Source organism: Nonomuraea sp. GTA35 (assembly GCF_041950525.1).
Classification (GTDB): Bacteria; Actinomycetota; Actinomycetes; order Streptosporangiales; family Streptosporangiaceae; genus Nonomuraea.
Genome location: NZ_JBGNUV010000030.1, coordinates 1 through 17,682 on the forward strand (window position 1 = coordinate 1; position 17,682 = coordinate 17,682).

11 protein-coding genes are annotated in these 17,682 nt (G+C 70.3%); 2 read left to right on the forward strand and 9 right to left on the reverse strand.

Annotated features, from left to right (window positions below):
* Positions 1-183: 183 nt before the first annotated feature.
* The 5 genes from ACBJ32_RS57425 to ACBJ32_RS57445 all read right to left on the reverse strand — a co-directional run bounded on the left by ACBJ32_RS57425 (position 184) and on the right by ACBJ32_RS57445 (position 11,391).
* Complete coding sequence (locus ACBJ32_RS57425; protein WP_375134055.1) at positions 184-3,657, reverse strand: ThuA domain-containing protein; 3,474 nt, start codon at positions 3,655-3,657, stop codon at positions 184-186.
* Positions 3,658-3,675: 18 nt separating this feature from the next.
* Positions 3,676-4,293: an ATP-binding cassette domain-containing protein gene (locus ACBJ32_RS57430; RefSeq protein ID WP_375134090.1), complete on the reverse strand. Its 618-nt coding sequence runs from the start codon at positions 4,291-4,293 to the stop codon at positions 3,676-3,678.
* Between the two features lie 59 nt (positions 4,294-4,352).
* Entirely contained in the window at positions 4,353-6,089 is a 1,737-nt protein-coding gene (locus ACBJ32_RS57435) for a ThuA domain-containing protein (protein WP_375134056.1), read from the reverse strand.
* Positions 6,090-6,100: 11 nt separating this feature from the next.
* The gene (locus tag ACBJ32_RS57440; RefSeq protein WP_375134057.1) at positions 6,101-8,920 is read right to left on the reverse strand and encodes a PQQ-dependent sugar dehydrogenase; all 2,820 of its coding nucleotides are present in this window, start codon (positions 8,918-8,920) and stop codon (positions 6,101-6,103) included.
* Positions 8,921-9,033: 113 nt separating this feature from the next.
* The gene (locus ACBJ32_RS57445; protein WP_375134058.1) at positions 9,034-11,391 is read right to left on the reverse strand and encodes an RICIN domain-containing protein; all 2,358 of its coding nucleotides are present in this window, start codon (positions 11,389-11,391) and stop codon (positions 9,034-9,036) included.
* A 298-nt stretch (positions 11,392-11,689) separates the two neighbouring features.
* Between ACBJ32_RS57445 and ACBJ32_RS57450 the strand changes: the two genes are divergently transcribed.
* Complete coding sequence (locus ACBJ32_RS57450; protein WP_357885883.1) at positions 11,690-12,430, forward strand: FadR/GntR family transcriptional regulator; 741 nt, start codon at positions 11,690-11,692, stop codon at positions 12,428-12,430.
* A 45-nt stretch (positions 12,431-12,475) separates the two neighbouring features.
* Here ACBJ32_RS57450 and ACBJ32_RS57455 read toward each other — a convergent pair whose 3' ends face one another.
* From ACBJ32_RS57455 to ACBJ32_RS57470, 4 genes are all read right to left on the reverse strand, one after another.
* Positions 12,476-13,627, reverse strand: a complete 1,152-nt coding sequence (locus tag ACBJ32_RS57455; protein WP_375134059.1) for a mandelate racemase/muconate lactonizing enzyme family protein — start codon at positions 13,625-13,627, stop codon at positions 12,476-12,478.
* Between the two features lie 25 nt (positions 13,628-13,652).
* The gene (locus tag ACBJ32_RS57460) at positions 13,653-14,480 is read right to left on the reverse strand and encodes a carbohydrate ABC transporter permease (RefSeq protein WP_375134060.1); all 828 of its coding nucleotides are present in this window, start codon (positions 14,478-14,480) and stop codon (positions 13,653-13,655) included.
* Positions 14,480-15,385, reverse strand: a complete 906-nt coding sequence (locus ACBJ32_RS57465) for a carbohydrate ABC transporter permease (RefSeq protein ID WP_375134061.1) — start codon at positions 15,383-15,385, stop codon at positions 14,480-14,482. Before ACBJ32_RS57465 ends, ACBJ32_RS57460 begins: the two co-directional genes overlap by 1 nt.
* 70 nt (positions 15,386-15,455) lie before the next feature.
* Positions 15,456-16,703 (reverse strand): ABC transporter substrate-binding protein, encoded by a 1,248-nt coding sequence (locus ACBJ32_RS57470; protein WP_375134062.1) that lies wholly within the window; start codon positions 16,701-16,703, stop codon positions 15,456-15,458.
* A gap of 150 nt (positions 16,704-16,853) precedes the next feature.
* Between ACBJ32_RS57470 and ACBJ32_RS57475 the strand changes: the two genes are divergently transcribed.
* A complete protein-coding gene (locus tag ACBJ32_RS57475) occupies positions 16,854-17,624 on the forward strand; it encodes a FadR/GntR family transcriptional regulator (RefSeq protein ID WP_375134063.1) in 771 nt (256 codons plus the stop codon).
* Positions 17,625-17,682: the final 58 nt, after the last annotated feature.

Below are 17,682 nucleotides of genomic sequence, written 5' to 3' on the forward strand. Positions count from 1 at the left end.
CGCCGCCGCCACCACCATGCTCCTCACCCTCGCCCACGGCGACCCCCTACCCCAGAGCCGCGTCGAACTGGCCACCGAACTCGTCGTACGCCAGAGCACCGCACCTCCCAAACGGCCACCCGCCTGACGTCGCCTGCCAAGGCACGTCCGGGGCGGCTCCAGGGTCCGGGCGTCACCTGAGGGTCAGGTTCTGGTCCACCTCTGGTTGTTCTGGCCGTTGCAGGCACGGATCTGCGCCTTGGTGCCGTTGGCGGTGCCGGAGACGTCCAGGCACTTGTTCGCGCCGACGGCGGTGATGGTGCCGTCGGCGTTGAGGCGCCACTTCTGGTTGTTCTGGCCGTTGCAGTCCCAGATGATCACCGCGGTGCCGTCGGCGGTGCCGGCGCCGTTCACGTCCAGGCACTTGCCGCCGTAGACCCGCAGCTCGCCGGCGCTGGTGGAGGTCCACTGCTGGTTCGGCTGCCCGTTGCAGTCCCAGATCTGCGCCTGCGCGCCGTTGGCCTGCGAGGCCCCGTTGACGTCCAGGCACCGGTTCGACGCCACACCCCGCAGCGCGCTCGTGCTGCCCGGCGAGCCGTCGCCCTGCCCGACTCCCCTGCCGTTGAAGGTGATGGAGTCCACGTCGAACGCGTTCGCGGACGGCGCCTTGAACACGACGTGGACGTCGCGGGTGCCACCCGGGTCGGTGACCTGCACCGCGGGCAGCGTCACGTAGGTGTTCCATCCTCCGGTCGCCGGCACGGGGCTGGAGGCCAGGAGGGCCCCGGTCGGCGAGTCGGCGCGCAGCTCGATGGACGCCCCCGTGCTGGACGGCGCCGAGACGCGGAAGGACACCGTGTCGATCCCGGACAGGTTCACCGGGCTGAAGGAGATCCAGTCGTTGGCGGAGATGTCGCCGATGCGCCTGCCGCCTTCGGCTCCGGGCTCGTCGACGACGCGGATCCCGGACGAGCCGGTGAAGTGCTCGGCCTGCTTGTGTTTCGGCTGCAGGGTGAGGCCGGCGGAGCCCTTCAGGCCGCCGCTGTCGGTGTAGTCGGCGGACAGGACGTAGTAGACGTTGGAGGCCTCGTCGTGGCCGGACGCGGTGGTCGTGACCGTCCCGGAGCAGCCGGTGTACTGGCCGGTGTCGTGGGCGTGCTGGTCATGGCCGAGCGCCGTGATCACGTTGACCTTGGCGCAGTCGGCGGCGCCGTCCTCGGCGTCGGTGACGTCGACCGTGTAGTCCACCTCGTCGCCGAAGTCGATGAACCCGCCGTCGGGCGGGGCCGCGAAGGCCACCTCGGGACGGGAGTTGCCGACCACGACGGGCAACGTGACGCTGCCGGTCTTCCCGCCGGAGTCCCGGACGGTCAGCTTGGCCGTGTAGGTGCCGTTGGCGGTGTAGGTGTGGGAGGGGTTGGCGCTGGTGGAGGTCCCGCCGTCGCCGAACTCCCACGCGTAGGTGATCGCGTCGCCGTCGGGGTCGGACGAGCCGGCCGAGGAGAACGCCACCGTCAGCGGCGCCGTGCCCGAGTCGGGGTTGGCGCTCGCCTTGGCCAGGGGCGCGCGGTTCCCTGCCACGTAGTCGATCCGGTAGATGCTGTCGTCGGTGTTCGCGTGGCCGAACCCGTTGCCCCAGTCGGCCATGTACAGGGCGCCGTCCGGCCCGAACTTCATGTCGATCGGCGCACGCGGGGCGAGCTGCGCCACGAAGGGGTTGATCTTCAGGAGGTTGCCCGAGGAGTCCAGGCGGAACTCCTTGACGAAGTTGCGGCTCCACTCATAGAAGAACGGCGTGCCGTCGAAGTACTCGGGGAACTTGCGGTCCGAGCTGCCGGCCGCGTCGTAGCGGTAGAACGGGCCGCCCATCGGGGCGGCGCCGCCGCAGCAGTTGATCTCGGGGAACTCGGCAGAGGCGTGGTAGTTGTACCACACGGTCGCGGGCTTGGCCGCGGGCAGGTTGGGCAGGCCGGTGTTGTTGGGCGAGTTGTTGACCGGCGCCGAGCAGTTGAACTTCGCGCCGGAGGTGCTGGTGGCGAAGTTGTAGTCGTTGAACGGGAGGTTGTTGCCGACGCAGTACGGCCAGCCGTAGAAGCCCGGCTGCTTGATCAGGTTCCATTCGACGGTGCCCTCGGGGCCGCGGTTGGGGTTCGCGGCGCCCGCGTCGGGGCCGTAGTCGCCCACCGAGATCCAGCCTGTCACCTTGTCCACCGAGAAGCGGAACGGGTTGCGGAAGCCCATCGCGTAGATCTCCGGCCGGGTCCTGGCGGTGCCGGGCGCGAACAGGTTGCCGGTCGGGATCGTGTAGGTGCCGTCGGGCTCGGGGTGGATGCGCAGGATCTTGCCGCGCAGGTCGTTGGTGTTGGCCGAGGAGCGCTGGGCGTCGTAGTGCTCCCGGCCCGGCCGCTCGTCGATCGGGGCGTACCCGCTGGACCCGTTCGGGTTGGTGTCGTCGCCCGGCCCGATGTACAGGTTCCCGCCCGGCCCGAACGCGAGGTAGCCGCCGGTGTGGCCGGGCTCGTCGACGTTGCGGTACGCCGGAACCTCGATGATCTTCTTTTCGCTCGCCAGGTCGAGGCTGGTGCCGTTGAAGGTGAACCTCGACACCCGGTTCACCTCGCCGCCGCTGGACGGCGAGTAGTTGACGTAGATCCAGCCGTTGGTGGCGAAGCCCGGATCCAGCGCCAGCCCGATGCCGCCGTCCTCGCCGCCGTCGTACACCGGCAGGGTGCCGATGACGCGCGTGCCCCCGCCGTTGGCGGCGATCAGGTTCACCTTGCCGGAGCGGGAGATGTAGAAGACCCTGCCGTCGGCGGCCACGTCCAGCTCCATCGGCTGGTCCGGCGCGCCGTCGAGGGTCACCTTCTGGAACCGGGCCGCGACCGTGCCGCCGCAGTCGCCCGGCGCCGCGCCCGCCGCCCACTGCACCGCCCCCAGCAGGTGCTGCCTGAACAGCGGCTCCGCGTAGGAGGACGCCTGGTGGCCCATCGCGGTGGCGAACACCCGGCCGCCCTCCGGGTTGTGACACCAGGAGATCGGATGGTCGGCGCCCATCCTGCTCGGCCCCGCGTCGTAGGTGGTCTCGTCCGCGGTCACCAGCACGTGCACCGAGCCCCGCGTGTTCTTGTCGAAGTTGTACCACTCCTCCGTCCGCACCCACCGGTCCGGCAGGCCCTTCGTGGCAGGGTGGACGTCATCGGCCACCTTGGCGGTGCCCTGCAGGATCGACGAGTGCGCGGTCATGTGGGCGCCGGCCAGGACGACCTGGTCCCACCACGGGAACTGCGACTCGATGTTCATGTCGGTGGCGTTGTGGATCGCGACGACGCCGCGCCCACTGCGCACGTAGGACTGGAAGGCCTGGCGCTGGGCGTCGTTGTCCCACACCATGCCGTTGGTCTGGAACATGATCACCGCGTCGTAGGTGTTCAGGGTCGCGCTCGTGAAGACGCTGGAGTCCTCGCTGCGGTCGACCTGGAAGTTGTTGTCGGTCGCCAGCTGCTGGAACATCGTGACACCGGCGGGGATGGAGTCGTGCCGGTAGGAGCCGCTCGCCGTCTCGGTGAACAGCAGCACCTTGAACTGCGGCGCGGCCGCGTGCGCCACCTGCGGCGACACGGACATCAGCAGCCCCGATAAGGCCGCGACCAGGGCGATGAACAGGCGTGATCTTCGCATGAAGGGGTCTCCCGGGGGTTACCGAAGTCGGCGGATGACGGTGGGCGGGCAGGTTAACGTGGAGGTCGGAGGGTGCGGAGGTAGGCGAGGCCGTCCACGGCGAGCGCGTCCTGGCTCTCCGCGAGGGGCCGCCAGATCGAGCTCTTCGGCCTCGCGGTCCTCGGCCACGAGCCCGATGCCCATGGCCACGCCTGCCCGGACCGGGCGCGGGCGCGGGCGCGGGCGCGACGGGATCATCTCGCCCGTGGTGAACGGCTCCGCGCCGAAGATCGCTTTGGCGAGAAGCCGCGCGGTCGCCTCCTCCATGGCGGCCCGGTCGACCAGGCCGCGCCTGACGGGCTCGCGCCCGAGGAACACGTTCTCGGCGACGGTGCGCTCGGGCAGCAGGTCGAACTCCTGGTAGATGATCGCGATGCCGGAGCGCCGCGCCTCGAGAGGATGGCCGAAGGAGACGGGCCGGCCGTCGATCTCGATCGTGCCCTCGTCCGGCGCGTGAACCCCGCGGATGATCTCCATGAGGGTGGACTTGCCGGCGCCGTTCTCACCGACGACGGCGTGGACCTCGCCGGACGTCACGTCGAGGTCCACCCCGGACAGCGCCCGCACGCCCAGGAAGCTCTTGCCGATGCCGCGCATGCTCAGCACGTGTTCCGCCCTCTCGAAGTAGCTCTCATCAGCGCGGGCTCCTTGCCGCCTCAGACGCGGGTCCAGCGCTGGCCGGCTCCTCCGTTGCAGGTCCAGATGCGCGCCTTGGTGCCGTTGGCGGTGCCGGAGACGTCCAGGCACTTGTTCGCGCCGACGGCGGAGATGGTGCCGTCGGCGTTGAGCCGCCACTTCTGGTTGTTCTGGCCGTTGCAGCTCCAGATGATCACGCTGGTGCCGTCGGCGGTGCCGGCGCCGTTCACGTCCAGGCACTTGTTGCCGTAGACCCGCAGCTCGCTCGTGCTGGTGGTGGTCCACTGCTGGTTGGGCTGCCCGTTGCAGTCCCAGATCTGCGCCTGCGCGCCGTTCGTCTGGGAGGCGCCGCTGACGTCCAGGCACCGGTTCGATCCCACGCCCCGCAGCACGCTGGTACCGCCCGGGGTGCTGGTCAGTTCCTTGATGCGGATGTTGCGGAAGGACACCACGTCACCCGAGCCGTGGTTCTGGATGCCGATGTGGCCCTGCTGGAGCGAGCGGGCCGGATCGGTGTTGGTGAAGTCGTTGATCCTGCTGCCGTTCAGGAACACCTGCAGCCGCTCACCCTCCACCAGCAGCTCGTAGGTGTTCCACTGCCCCGGCGGGTTCAGCGCCGCGTCGCGGGCGGCGAGGTCGGCGGCCTTGAACCCGTAGATCGCCCCGGTCGTCCTGTCGGGGGTGTCGGTCGCGTCGATCTGCACCTCGTATCCGGTGTCGAGCGCCGCGCCGGGGTCACTGGTGGCCGGGAACCCGACGATCACGCCGGAGTTGGAGTCGCCCGTCAGCTTCCAGTCGAGCTTGAGGGAGTAGGAGCGGAACTCCTTGGCGTTGTGCCACAACATCCCCATCCCGCCCTGGGAGGTCAGCGTGGCGTCGCTGTTGGCGAACGACCCCGGCCCCGCTTGCGACCAGCCCGCCGTCGAGCCGCCGTACAGCGTCGTGTACCCGTTCTCGGGACGGCAGTCGGCGTCGACGGCCTTGGCCGCGTACCGGATCCCGCCGAGCAGCAGCGTGCGGAAGTTCGGATCGGCGTACGACTCGCGGGTGTGCCCGAGGCCGGTGTAGAACGCGCGGCCGGAGGACTGCGGGTGGCACCAGGTGATCGGGTGGTCGCCCATGCTGCCGCCGCTGTAGCTGCCCTCGTCCAGGCTCTGCAGCACCCGGACGTTCGGTCGGGGGTTGGCGCGGTAGTTGTACCACTCGTCGGTGCGCGACCAGGTCGCCCCGAGGTGAGCGGTCGCGGCGTGCGCCCGGTCCTCGTTCCTTACGGTGGCCTGCTGGATCGCCGGGTGGCTGGCGAACCAGGCCCCCGTCAACTGCCCGTAGTAGGCCCAGTCGTACTCGGTGTCGGCGGCCGAATGCACCCCTACGTAGCCACCCCCGCCGTCCACGTACGCCTGGAAGGCGGCCTGCTGGGTGTCGTTCAGCACGTCGCCGGTCGTGTTGAGGAACACCACCGCCTGGTACTGGGCGAGGTTGGCCGCGCTGAAGGCGCCCGAGTCCTCGGTCGCGTCGACGGCGAAGTCGCCGGCCGCCCCCAGGTCGCGGATGGCCTGGATCCCGGTGGGGATGGCGTCGTGCCGGAAGCCGGCCGTCTTGGAGAACACCAGCACCTTGAAGGCGGCCGCCTGGGCGGGGATGGCGGGGAGCATCGTCGCGGCGGCGATGATCGCCGCCGCTGTCACTGTCAGGCGTCGCAGCACAGAGGCCTTGCGGTCGCCTCCGGGCGCGGCTGAGGTCAGATGTCGCAGCATGGGTGTCCCTTTCAGACGCGGGTCCAGCGCTGGCTGGTGCCTGCGGTGCAGGTCCAGATGCGTGCCTTGGTGCCGTTGGCGGTGCCGGAGACGTCCAGGCACTTGTTCGCGCCGACGGCGGTGACGGTGCCGTCGGCGTTGAGGCGCCACTTCTGGTTGTTCTGGCCGTTGCAGTCCCAGACGATCACCGCGGTGCCGTCGGCGGTGCCGGCGCCGTTCACGTCCAGGCACTTGCCGCCGTAGACCCGCAGCTCGCCGGCGCTGGTGGAGGTCCACTGCTGGTTCGGCTGCCCGTTGCAGTCCCAGATCTGCGCCTGCGCGCCGTTGGCCTGCGACGTGCCGGTGACGTCCAGGCACCGGTTCGACGCCACGCCCCGCAGCGCGCTCGCGCTGCCCTGGGGCGGGGTGCCGGTGTCGAGAGTGAAGGCGTCCACGTCGAACAGGTAGCCCTGCCCGGTCGGGCCGCGGAAGACCAGGTACAGCGTCGTCGTGCCGGCCGGCGCGCCGCTGAGGCTCGCCGAGACGTCGGTGAAGGTGTCCCAGCCGCCGGTGCTCGCCACGTTCACCGTCCCCAGCAGGGTGCCCGTCGCCGAGCCCGCCCGCACCTCGATCCGGCCGCCCGCGCCGGCCGAGGACACCCGGGCGGTGATCCGCGTCGCGTTGCCCAGGTGGTACGGCTGGAAGGAGATCCAGTCGCCGTCGTCGGTGAAGCCGACCGTCCTGCCGCCTTCCGCGGTGGCGTGGTCGGCCGGCTGGATGCCCTGCTGCGCGCCGAAGTGCTCCGCCTGCCGGTGCCTCGGCTGGAGCGTACGGGTGCTGGTGGAGGTCAGACCGCCCCCGTCGGTGTAGGAGGCCTCGAAGACGCCGTAGATGTTGGCCGCGGCGTCGTGCTCGCCGTCGACCGGCACCGTGATGGAGCCCGAGCAGCCGGTCTCGGAGGTGATCTGGTGGCGGTGGCTGTCGTGGCCGAGGAAGTAGGCGACGGTGACCCGGCCGCAGTCGATCGTGCCGTCCTCCGGGTCGCTGACGGTGACCTGGAAGGGCACGGTGTCACCGAAGGAGAACGGTTGCCCGTCGGCAGGGGTGGTGAGGCTGACCGTCGGCGCGGTGTTGCCGACGGTCACGATCACGCTCGCCGTGCCGGTGAGACCCTGCGGATCCCGGACCGTGAGCGTCGCCGTGTAGGCGCCGTTCGCGGTGTAGGTCTTGCTCGGGTTCGCCGCCGTGGAGGTGGTGCCGTCGCCGAAGTTCCACGAGTAGGTCAGCGCGCCGCCCTCCGGGTCCGAACTGCCCGCCGAGGAGAAGCTCACCGCCAGCGGAGCCGGTCCCGACGTCCTGTCGGCGGACGCCTTGGCGATCGGGTTGCGGTTGGCGCTGCCGATGTACTCGATGCGGTACAGCGCCTGGTTGTTGCTCCCGGTGCCGTAGTCGAGGACGTACAGGGCCCCGTCAGGGCCGAAGGCCATGTCCATGACCTGCGTGCCCGACCAGGGGAACGCCGAGATCTCCCCGTAGGCGCCGTCCGGCTTGACCTCGATCGCCTTGATCCAGCGCCGGCCGTACTCACCGGCGAAGTACCGCCCGTCGAGCGCTTGGGGGAACTTGACGGCCGAGCTCAGGCCGGGGTCGTACCGGTAGACCGGGCCGCCCATCGGCGACTCCGACCCGGCGCCGAACTCCGGTGGGCTTCCGGCGTCCCCCGCGTACCGGATCCACGCCGGCTTCGCCGGTGGCAGCGTGGGCAGGCCGGTGTTACGGAAGGAGTTGTTGGCCGGGCCGCCCGCGCAGTCGTACTTGGGACCGGTGCTGTTGGTGGCGAAGTTCCATTCGTTGTAGGTCTCGCTGGTGGTGTTCGTGCCCGTGCAGTACGGCCATCCGTAGTTGCCGGGGCCGGTGATGCGATCGAACTCCACCTGCCCGCTCGGCCCGCGGTTGGAGCTGGTCACACCGGCGTCCGGCCCGTAGTCGCCGAGGTAGACGATGCCGGTCGCCTTGTCCACGCTCATCCGGAACGGGTTGCGGAAGCCCATCGCGTAGATCTCCGGCCGGGTCCTCGCCGTCCCCGGCGGGAACAGGTTGCCGCTGGGGACGGTGTAGGTGCCGTCGGGCTGCGGTTTGATGCGCAGGAGCTTGCCGCGCAGGTCGTTGGTGTTGGCGGACGAGCGCTGGGCGTCGAACTGGGGGTTGCGGTTGGTCCGCTCGTCCAGCGGGGAGTAGCCGCTCGACTCGAACGGGTTGGTGTCGTCGCCGGTGGTCAGGTACAAGTTGCCGGCGGCGTCGAAGTCGATGTCCCCGCCCACGTGGCAGCACTGGCCGCGGTCGTTCTGGACCCGCAGGACCACCTTCTCGCTGGCCAGGTCGAGGGTGTCGTCCGCCTTCAGGGTGAACCGGGACAGGTACAGCTCGCCCTTCCACTGGTCGAACTGGGCCTGCGTGCCCGTGGCCGGCGCGTCACCGTTCGGGGTGCTCAGCCGCGGGGAGTAGTAGAGCCACACGTGCCGGTTCGAGGCGAAGCCGGGGTCGACCGCCACGCCCTGGAGGCCCTCCTCGTCGTGGGTGTAGACGTTGAGCCGGCCGGCCACCTTCGTGTTGCCGCTGGCGTCGGTGACGCGCAGCGTGCCGTCGCGCGCCGTGTGCAGGACCGACCGGTTCGGCATCACGGCCAGCGACATCGCCTCGCCCAGTTCCGCGCCGCCCGACGCGAGAGACACCTGCTGGTAGTCGGACGGCGGGATGACGAGGGCGTTCGCCGCGGGGGCGCCGAGCGCGATCGCTCCGGGGATGATCAGCGCCATCGTGGTCAGCAAGGTGAGCCACGGACGTCGGGACATGAGGGTTCCCTCCTGCGACAGGAAGACCAGTCAGGGCGAGGCCCCGGTCGTGGCCGGAGGAGTGCCGCCTCCGGCCACGGTGGGGGACGAGGGCCGTCGTCGGACGGACGGTGTCAGGCGCGGGTCCACTTCTGGTTGGCTCCGCCGTGGCAGGTCCAGATGTGCACCTTGGTGCCGTTGGCGGTGGCGGCGCCGCTGACGTCCAGGCACTTGTTCGCGCCGACGGCGGTGACGGTGCCGTCGGCGTTGAGGCGCCACTTCTGGTTGTTCTGGCCGTTGCAGTCCCAGACGATCACCGCGGTGCCGTCGGCGGTGCCGGCGCCGTTCACGTCCAGGCACTTGCCGCCGTAGACCCGCAGCTCGCCGGCGCTGGTGGAGGTCCACTGCTGGTTCGGCTGCCCGTTGCAGTCCCAGATCTGCGCCTGCGCGCCGTTGGCCTGCGACGTGCCGGTGACGTCCAGGCACCGGTTCGACGCCACGCCCCGCAGCGGGCTCGTGCTGCCCGAAGGCCCGCCCTGGGGGCCGGCGGCCGCGATCACGGCCTGGGCTCCGGCCGGCCAGGCGCCGTTGGCGACGGTGACGTTGTTGTTCACCACGTTGCCGCGGTCGCCGTTGGTCACGTTGGTGCTGCCGTTGGTCGACCAGTTGCCGGTGACGGTGAAGTTGCCCATGTTCTCGCCGTACCAGTAGTTGGCGGTGGCCCAGGTGCCGGTGTTCGACAGCACGTTGTTCCTGACCGTGTAGTACCGCGAGCCCTCGTCGAAGTAGATGCCGAACCAGCCGTTGGTGCGCAGGCAGTGGTTGTCGCTGATCACCGCGCCCGGGTTCCACGACAGCGTGTAGATGCAGCCGCCGTCGGTCATCTGCTGCATGACGTCGTGCACGTAGTTGCCGACGAGCCGGTTGCCCGAGGCGGTGGTGGGCGTGGTGTAGCGCGGCTGGAAGTCGTACAGGCCGCGGTCGGCGTAGTGGGTGCTGCCGCCCGGCTCGTTGGCGCCCCAGCCGTACCCGATCGACATGCCGGTGTACGGCAGGTTGTAGACCTCGTTGCGGGAGACGTCGGTGTTGGTGACGTAGGTGGTCAGGACCGAGACGACGCCCCGGTGGTCCAGGCCGAGGTCGTGGATGCGGTTGTGGCTGACGGTGATGTTCCGGTTGACCATCCGCTGGTCGCTCGGGTGGTGCGCGTCGCCGCGCACGCCGCCGGCCACGATGCCGCCGGCCGAGCTGTGGGCGATCTCCGACCGGGTGATCGTGATGTCGGCGGCGCCCAGGCCGACGCCGCTGGCGTGCGCGTTGGCGTCGTTGCCGATGCCGATGGCCGTCTGACCCAGGTTGACGAAGCGCGAGTCGGTGAAGGTGATGGTGTTCGCCGCGGAGACCTGCACGGCGGCGGGCATCTGGAACCAGTTCGGCCGGGTGGCCTCGAACTGCCGGCAGCCCTGGTGGCAGGAGGTGAAGGCGGGCCAGCTCCAGTTGCCGGCCATGTAGGCGCCGGTCTGCTGGTCCACGTAGCCCTGGTTGCCGCTGGGGCCGAGCCAGCTCGTGCCGGTGAAGGTGATCCCGCTGAACGTGATGTGGTGCGCGGGCGCGTCGTAGGTTCCGCCGACGTGCACCAGCGACTGGAGCACCGGCAGCTCCACGCTGACGTTGGCCATGTTCTGCCCGGCGCGCGGGATGTAGGACAGGGCGCCGGTCGCGGGGTCGAGGTACCACTCCCCCGGCGAGTCGAGGAACTCGTAGGCGTTGACCAGGTAGAGCGGCCCCGCCCGGTGCGGGCTGGTGAAGGTGTCGTACCCGAAGTTGTTGTTGTTCCAGGCGGGCTGCCGCATCGTGATGAGGCCGCCGCTGATGCTCTGCACCGGCGCGTACCGGTCGGTGAAGGAGCCGACGCTCTCCATCTCGACGCGGCCCTGGTTGGCGAGGTTGTTCAGGTAGCTCAGCGCGCCGCTGGTGAACCTCATCCCGGTGCTGCCGGCGGTGAAGTCGGACCGGTTGACGGCGGTGCGCGCCCGGGTGGCGAGGGCGCCGTCGACGTACAGCTGCCGGGTGTCGATCCCGGCGCCGACGCCGGCGCGCCAGATGTTCTTCCCCGGGTCGGCCACGGTCCATCCGGTGACGGCCCTGGCTCCGCTGATGACGGGGACGGCCCCCGCCGCGGCCTGCCATCTGACGGTGTAGCCGTTGTTCCCGGAGTCGGCGGCGGTCAGCCGGAGCGGCTCGGACAGCCGGTACACCCCGCCGGCCAGCTCCACGACGATGTCGCCGGACATCCCGGCGTTCAGCGAACGTACCGCCGCCTGCGCCGCGGACAGCGAGCACGGCTGGGTGGCGGTGCAGGCGGTGCCGGTGCCGGCGGGTGACGCGTACAGGGTCGTGGTGGCCGCGAGGGCCGGGGTGGCGGGGGCTACGAGGGCGAACGCCGCGGCCAGCGCGGCGGTGACGATGCCGATCAAGGTCGGTCTCGGCATCGTGACGGGCGAAGGTAATGGCACAGTCGTTCCTTTGGGGGGTAGGGGCGCCGGCCTCGCTACCAATTACCCGCAGAGTATGGATACCCGTCAAGACTTTAAGCGTGCTTATTTCGCGATCCGCACCCGAGAGGTGTGGCCGAAGTGAGCGTTTTTGCGCTTTCACCTGCAGACTCACCGGGCGCTGCGCACGAGCTCGCCCACCCTTCCCGAATGAACCGTTCATATGTGTCGTACTCATCGGGCGCGATCGGCTCATCGGTCATACTCTTGCTGGGAATGGCGAGGAGGAAGCACGGTGACCGACACCCCGCGTGAGAGCGGATACCGGCCGGGCTACGAGGTGGCGGCCGAGCAGGTGCTGGAATTGATCGTCAGGCTCGGCCTGCGTCCGGGTGACCGCATGCCGACCGAGAACGAGCTGGCGCGGCAACTGGGCACCAGCCGCACCGTGGTGCGCGAGGCGGTGAAGATCCTCTCCGCGCTCGGCCGGGTACGCGCCCAGAAGGGCCGCGGCCTGTACGTGGCCGACGACGAGGGCATGTTCGGCACCGGGCGCTGGGGGTCCTTCTTCCTCCCCACCGACCTCGACCACGTCTACATGCTGTTCGAGTTCCGCCGGGCGCAGGAGATGGAGACCAGCCGGCTGGCCGCCCGGCGCGCCACCCCTGCCGAGCTGAGGGCCATCGAGGAGGCGGCCGGCCTGTGCCGCCACGGCTTCGAGACCGGACGCGAGGAGCTGTTCAACGAGGGCGACAACGCCTTCCACACCGCCATCGCCGCCGCCTCGCACAACATGTTCCTCCAGGTCGCCGTGCGGGAGGCCCGCAGGCTGCAGGCGCAGTCGAGCCTCATCGGCCTGCGCGGCTCGGTGGGCGGGCACGCCGCCAAGGCCGTGGAGGAGCACGACGCCATCTACCAGGCCATCCGGGCCGGCGACCCCGAAGCGGCCGCCCAGTCGGCGGCCACGCACATCGACAACACCCTCGACGACTACCGCAGGGAGATCCAGCAGCGCCTGTTCTTCTCGTCCCACTGATCCGGTCGCGGGCGACGGCGGGCCTCGGCCGCGCAAGGCTCCCGCTCATCCCGGAGACCTCGCCGCGGAGGAGCAGTTGGCGACCGCCAGCAGCCGTCGTCCGGCGTGCTCCGGCCGGATGTGGGGGCCCTCGGCAGCCCTGGGGTCCGGCGTGCGGACGGACGTGTTGACCGCCTGCTCGTCGACCGCGATGCCGAGACCCGGCGAGTCGCCGAGGACGAACGCGCCGTCCTCGACGTGCAGGTCGAGCGACAGTCCGAGCGGCGGGCGCAGATCCTGCAACTCGCTGGCCAGGTGGTTCGGCACCGACGTCGCGGCGTGCAGGAGCGCGACGGGCGTGGCGCCGATCGGGCTGACCGGCAGGTCGTGGGCGTGCGCCAGCGCGGACACCCGGAGGAAGTGGGACACCCCCCAGACGACGGCCGTCTGGACGACGTCCACGGCCCCCGCGGCCAGCAGCGGACGGAACTGCTCGAGCCCGGTGAGGTTCTCCCCCGTGGCGACGGAGGCGCGGACACCGCGGCCGACGGCGGCCAGGCCTTCGGCGTCCCACCGCCGTACCGGCTCCTCGATCCACGTCAGATCCAGCGTGCGTTCGAGCTCGCAGACGTGCCGGACCGCCTGCTTGCGGGTCCAGGCCTCGTTCACGTCGAGCATCAGGCCCGGCCGCGCGCCGCGCCCCGCCTCGGTCAGCACGTCCCGCACCAGCGTCAGGCGGTGCCGGTCGCGTTCGATGTCGAGGCCGCCCTTGATCTTGGCCGCGCGCAGGCCGTGCTCGGCGTAGACCTGGTAGACCGAGACGAGTTCGTCGTCGGTCAGGCCGATGTCGAGGCCGGAGGCGTAGGCGGGCACCTCCCGGTCGCGCCCGCCGAGCAGGCGCCAGAGCGGCTCACCGGCCGCCTGCGCCTTGATGTCCCACAGGGCGGTGTCGAGCGCGCCGATCGTGCCGAACACGGCGCCGGCGTGGCCGGCCTTGAAGGTCCGCCGCAGCATGCGGTCGTAGAGCGCCGTCACGCCGCGCGGATCCTCGCCCTCGATCGCGGCGAAGACCGTCTCGATCTCCACGTGCGGCCCGAGGCCCACGCCGGTGATCCCCTCGTCGGTGTCCACCATGACGAGCGGCACCGGTACGGCTCCGTCGGCGAAGACACCGTTGACGTCACCGACGGGACGGCCCCATTCCTGCACCGTCGTCATGGTCCGATACCCAGTGATCCGCATGTCAGCCCTTCGTGGAACCGGCTGTGACGCCGTCGGCTATCTGGCGCTGGAGGAACAGATAGATCATCAGTACGGGCACCGCGGCGATCAGGACCCCCGAGGCGAAGGTGGGGATGTCGCCGGAGTACTGCCCGCGCAGCGCGTTGACCCCGATCATGAGGGTGCGATGCTCCGGCGACGGCATCATGAGCAGGGCGATGAGCACGTCGTTCCAGCAGAACAGGGCGTCGAGGATGCCGACCGACAGCAGCGCAGGAACGCCCAGCGGGAGCATGATCCGCCGGTACACGCCGTACAGCGTGTTGCCGTCGATCCTGGCCGCGTCCACGATCTCCGCCGGGATGGTCCTGTAGTGACTCGTCATCAGGAAGACGGTGAACGGCAGGAACTGGGCGACGTAGGCCAGGACGAGGCCCGGATAGGTGTCGATGAGCCCGGTGTCGGCCATGACCCTGGTGAGCGGGACCATGATCACCTGGAACGGGATGAACAGCCCCGCGAGACAGCCCAGGAAGATCACCGAGGAGCCGCGGAAGCGCAGCCGGGCCAGCGCGAAGCCCGCCATCGAGCCGAACAGCAGCAGCAGGGCCACGGCGCACGCCACGACGACGAAGGAGTTGACGAAGTACCGCGCCATGCCGGCGCCGGCCCACGCCTCGGCGAGGTTGTCCCAGCGCAGGGAGCCCGCCGGGGCGAACCGGTCGAGGACGTAGTCGCGGCGGGTCTTCATCGCGACGTTGCCGGTGAACACGAGTGGATAGATCGTCGCCAGCGCGAGCACGGCCATCGGCACGGCGGCCGCCCACCTGGCCAGACGCATCCCGGGCATCAGTCCTGCCTCCCCGTGCGGCGGAGCAGGGTGATCTGCAGGAGCCCCACCACGAGCATGACGACGAAGAGCACCGTCGAGGCGGCCGAGGCGAGCGCCGGCCGGTTCATCTGTCCCTGCTGGTGCCAGATGTAGTACTCCGGCAGGTAGGTGGCCCCCTCCGGGCCCCCGCTGGTCATCACGAAGAGCAGGCCGAACATGGAGGTCAGCATTCCGATCATCGTCGTCACGAAGACGAACTGGATGGCGCGGGTCAGGCTCGGGATGATCACGTGCCGGATGATCTGGCGCAGCGACGCGCCGTCCACGCGGGCGGCGTCCAGCAGCGAGGCGTCCAGGGTGCTGAAGCCCGCGAGGAACACCACCAGGGCCATCCCGAACGTCGCCCAGATGTGCACGCCGACCACCGTGAACATGGCGATGCCCGGATCGCCGAGCCAGTCGACGGGGCCGGCGCCGATCACCGCGAGGGCGGAGTTCACCGGGCCGTCGTACCCGAGCAGGAGGTTGAAGATCGCGCCGACGATCACCGGGGAGAGCACGGCCGGGAAGAAGTAGACGCTGCGGTAGACCCGGTGACCCGGCACGCGCAGGTAGATGAAGGTCGCGAGCAGGCCCGGGATCGCCACCGCCAGGGGAAGCAGCAGGACCAGCAGCCCGACGTTGCGCAGCGAGGTGTGGAACAGCGGGTCGCCGGCCAGCTCCAGGTAGTTGCCCAGCCCGACGGGGGTTCCGTTGAGCTCGCCGTCACCGGTGAAGGAGAAGTTGACCCCCAGGGCCAGCGGCCACAGGCGCAGCGCCACGATGATCAGTACGGCCGGGGCCACCAGGACGTAGGGCGCCAGCCGCTCGGAGCGCACCTTGCGGGAGGACGGCCCGGCTGCCGTACGGGCCTGTTGCTTCACGGTCACTCCGCCGGCCCGCGCCGAGCCGGCCGGGCGGGCCAACGGCGGAGGGCCTCCGATCGGCACGCGGTCAGCCCGTCCGGTCGGAGGCGGCCAGCTGCTCCACGGCCTTGTCCACGGTGGTCGATCCGCTCAGGAGCTGCTGGGACAGCCTTCCCATCAGGTCCAGGGTCTTGGAGGACAGCGCCACGTGCAGGGCGGGCCTGCCGGTCTTGATCTCGGCGGCGATCGCGGTGGCGGCCGGGCCGGCCTGCGAGACGTCGATCGTCGTGTCGGACGCGATCGCGCCGGCCTCGGCGTAGAACGCCGTCAAGGCGTCGGTCGAGGTCAGCGATCGCACCAGATCGGCGGCCAGCGCGGGGTCCTTGGTCCACTTCGCGACCGCGTAGCCGATGCCGCCGTCGTACGGAAGGCTCGGGGTGGCGGTGCCGGTGACGACCGGGGCCCGCATGACGCCGATCTTGTCGGGTGGCAGGAACTCTCCGAAATCCTTCCAGTGCCCGATGTCCGACATCAGCCCGATGATGTGAGCGGCCTTGCCGGTCTCGAAGACGCTGAAGATGTCGGTGAACATCGCGGTGGAGTTGGCACCGTCGTTGTTCAGCCCCTTGTCGCCGGCCTCCTTCCACAGCTCGAAGATCCGCCGCACGTGGGGAGAGGTCCAGTCGCGCTTCCCGGCGATCCAGTCGTCGTACTCCCGGGGCGTCAGGACTCCGGAGCCGAGGCCCGACAGGAAGAACTGGATCCCGATGCCTTCCTTGTTGCCGAGCGCGAAGCAGGTGGCCCCGGTCGCCTTCTTGATGGCGGCGCAGCCGCTGACGAACTCGTCCCAGGTCCTGGGCGGGGCGGCGGGGTCGAGGCCGGCCTTCTCGTAGAGCGTCTTGTTGTAGTAGATCGGGTGCCCCTGCAGGGTCACCGGCGCGGCGTAGACCTTGCCGTCCTTGCTGAACGCCTCCCAGCCCGCCAGCCGGCTCCTGTCCCCGGCCACGTACGGGTCCAGCGGAAGGAGCGCGCCGGCCCGGTCGCGGAGCTGCCCGCCCCCGTTGAAGAGCATGACGTCGGGGCCCTTGCCGGCCTGGATGGCCGAGCCGAGCAGGGTGTAGTACTGGTCGAACGGCTGGGCGACGAACTCGACGGTGACGCCGGGATGCCGCTTGGCGAAGTCCGCCTTCGCCTTGCCGATGTAGGCCGCCGCGGCCGGTTCCCCGGACTTCCAGTCCCAGACCACGAGCTTGTGCTGCTTCTGCTGCGAGTCCCCGGACGGGGAGTCCGTCCGGGTGGCGCTCCCGCAGCCGGCCACGGCCAGTGCCGCGGCCATCAAGGCCGACCATAACGCTCGCTGCTTCATCGCCACCCGCTTCCCGGGAGCGGCCACCGGATCCGGCCGTCTGCGGCCAAACGTAATTCGTATGACGTCTTACGGCAAGAGGGTTCCCGTATACTGACGTGCCAGGGCACCGGAGGCGACATGACGGCATCGCAGGAAACGGCCGGCAGCGACCCGGCGCCACCGGCCTGGGTGCGCCGCCCGGCGAGTCTGGCCAGAGCGGTGACAGCCGAGCTGGTGGAGCGCATCGTTCGCGGCGTGCACCCGCCGGGGACACCGCTGCCCCCCGAGCCCGCGCTGTGCGAGGCGTTCTCCGTGAGCCGCACCGTCGTGCGGGAGGCAGTGAAGATCCTGCAGGAGAAGGGGCTGGTACAGGTCCGCCAGGGTTCCGGCACCATGGTGACCCAACCGGCGACGTGGGACATGCTCGACGAGCTCGTCCTCACCGCCACCATCGCCGTGGACGAAAGCCTGGCGATCCTCGACGACCTCGTCGTCACGCGGCGCGTGCTGGAGTCCGACATGGCCAACGTCGCCGCCCGCCTGGCCGGGCCGGACACCATCGATCGGCTACGCGCCCTGGTGGATCAGATGGACGAGCTGGTGGACGACCCGGCCACGTACGCCGAGAGCGACCGCGCCTTCCACGACACCATCATGCGGGCGTCGGGCAACCGCATCGCCCGTGGCGTCGTACGGTCGCTGGAAGGCCAGGTCGTCAACACCGCCCGATACCTGGGCCGGACCGAGCGGGCCCTGTGCGTGGCGTCGAACCTCGGCCACCGCCGCATCTACGAACGCATCGCCGCCCACGATCCCGACGGCGCCGCCAAGGCGATGTTCCAGCACATCACCGAGGCCTGGATCGTCCGCCGCAGCGGAACCGCCGATCCCGTGCGGCTGCGGCGCTAGCACGCCCGCACTGCTCGTCGTCCCGGCCACGGCGCCGGGCGGCGGCGCGACCCCGTCG

Excerpts from the sequence above, each read along its gene's own strand:
- ACBJ32_RS57425 (WP_375134055.1), bottom strand. The coding sequence starts at position 3,657 with ATGCGAAGATCACGCCTGTTCATCGCCCTGGTCGCGGCCTTATCGGGG.
- ACBJ32_RS57430 (WP_375134090.1), bottom strand. The coding sequence starts at position 4,293 with ATGCGCGGCATCGGCAAGAGCTTCCTGGGCGTGCGGGCGCTGTCCGGG.
- ACBJ32_RS57435 (WP_375134056.1), bottom strand. The coding sequence starts at position 6,089 with ATGCTGCGACATCTGACCTCAGCCGCGCCCGGAGGCGACCGCAAGGCC.
- ACBJ32_RS57440 (WP_375134057.1), bottom strand. The coding sequence starts at position 8,920 with ATGTCCCGACGTCCGTGGCTCACCTTGCTGACCACGATGGCGCTGATC.
- ACBJ32_RS57445 (WP_375134058.1), bottom strand. The coding sequence starts at position 11,391 with ATGCCGAGACCGACCTTGATCGGCATCGTCACCGCCGCGCTGGCCGCG.
- ACBJ32_RS57455 (WP_375134059.1), bottom strand. The coding sequence starts at position 13,627 with ATGACGACGGTGCAGGAATGGGGCCGTCCCGTCGGTGACGTCAACGGT.
- ACBJ32_RS57460 (WP_375134060.1), bottom strand. The coding sequence starts at position 14,480 with ATGCCCGGGATGCGTCTGGCCAGGTGGGCGGCCGCCGTGCCGATGGCC.
- ACBJ32_RS57470 (WP_375134062.1), bottom strand. The coding sequence starts at position 16,703 with ATGGCCGCGGCACTGGCCGTGGCCGGCTGCGGGAGCGCCACCCGGACG.
- ACBJ32_RS57475 (WP_375134063.1), top strand. The coding sequence starts at position 16,854 with ATGACGGCATCGCAGGAAACGGCCGGCAGCGACCCGGCGCCACCGGCC.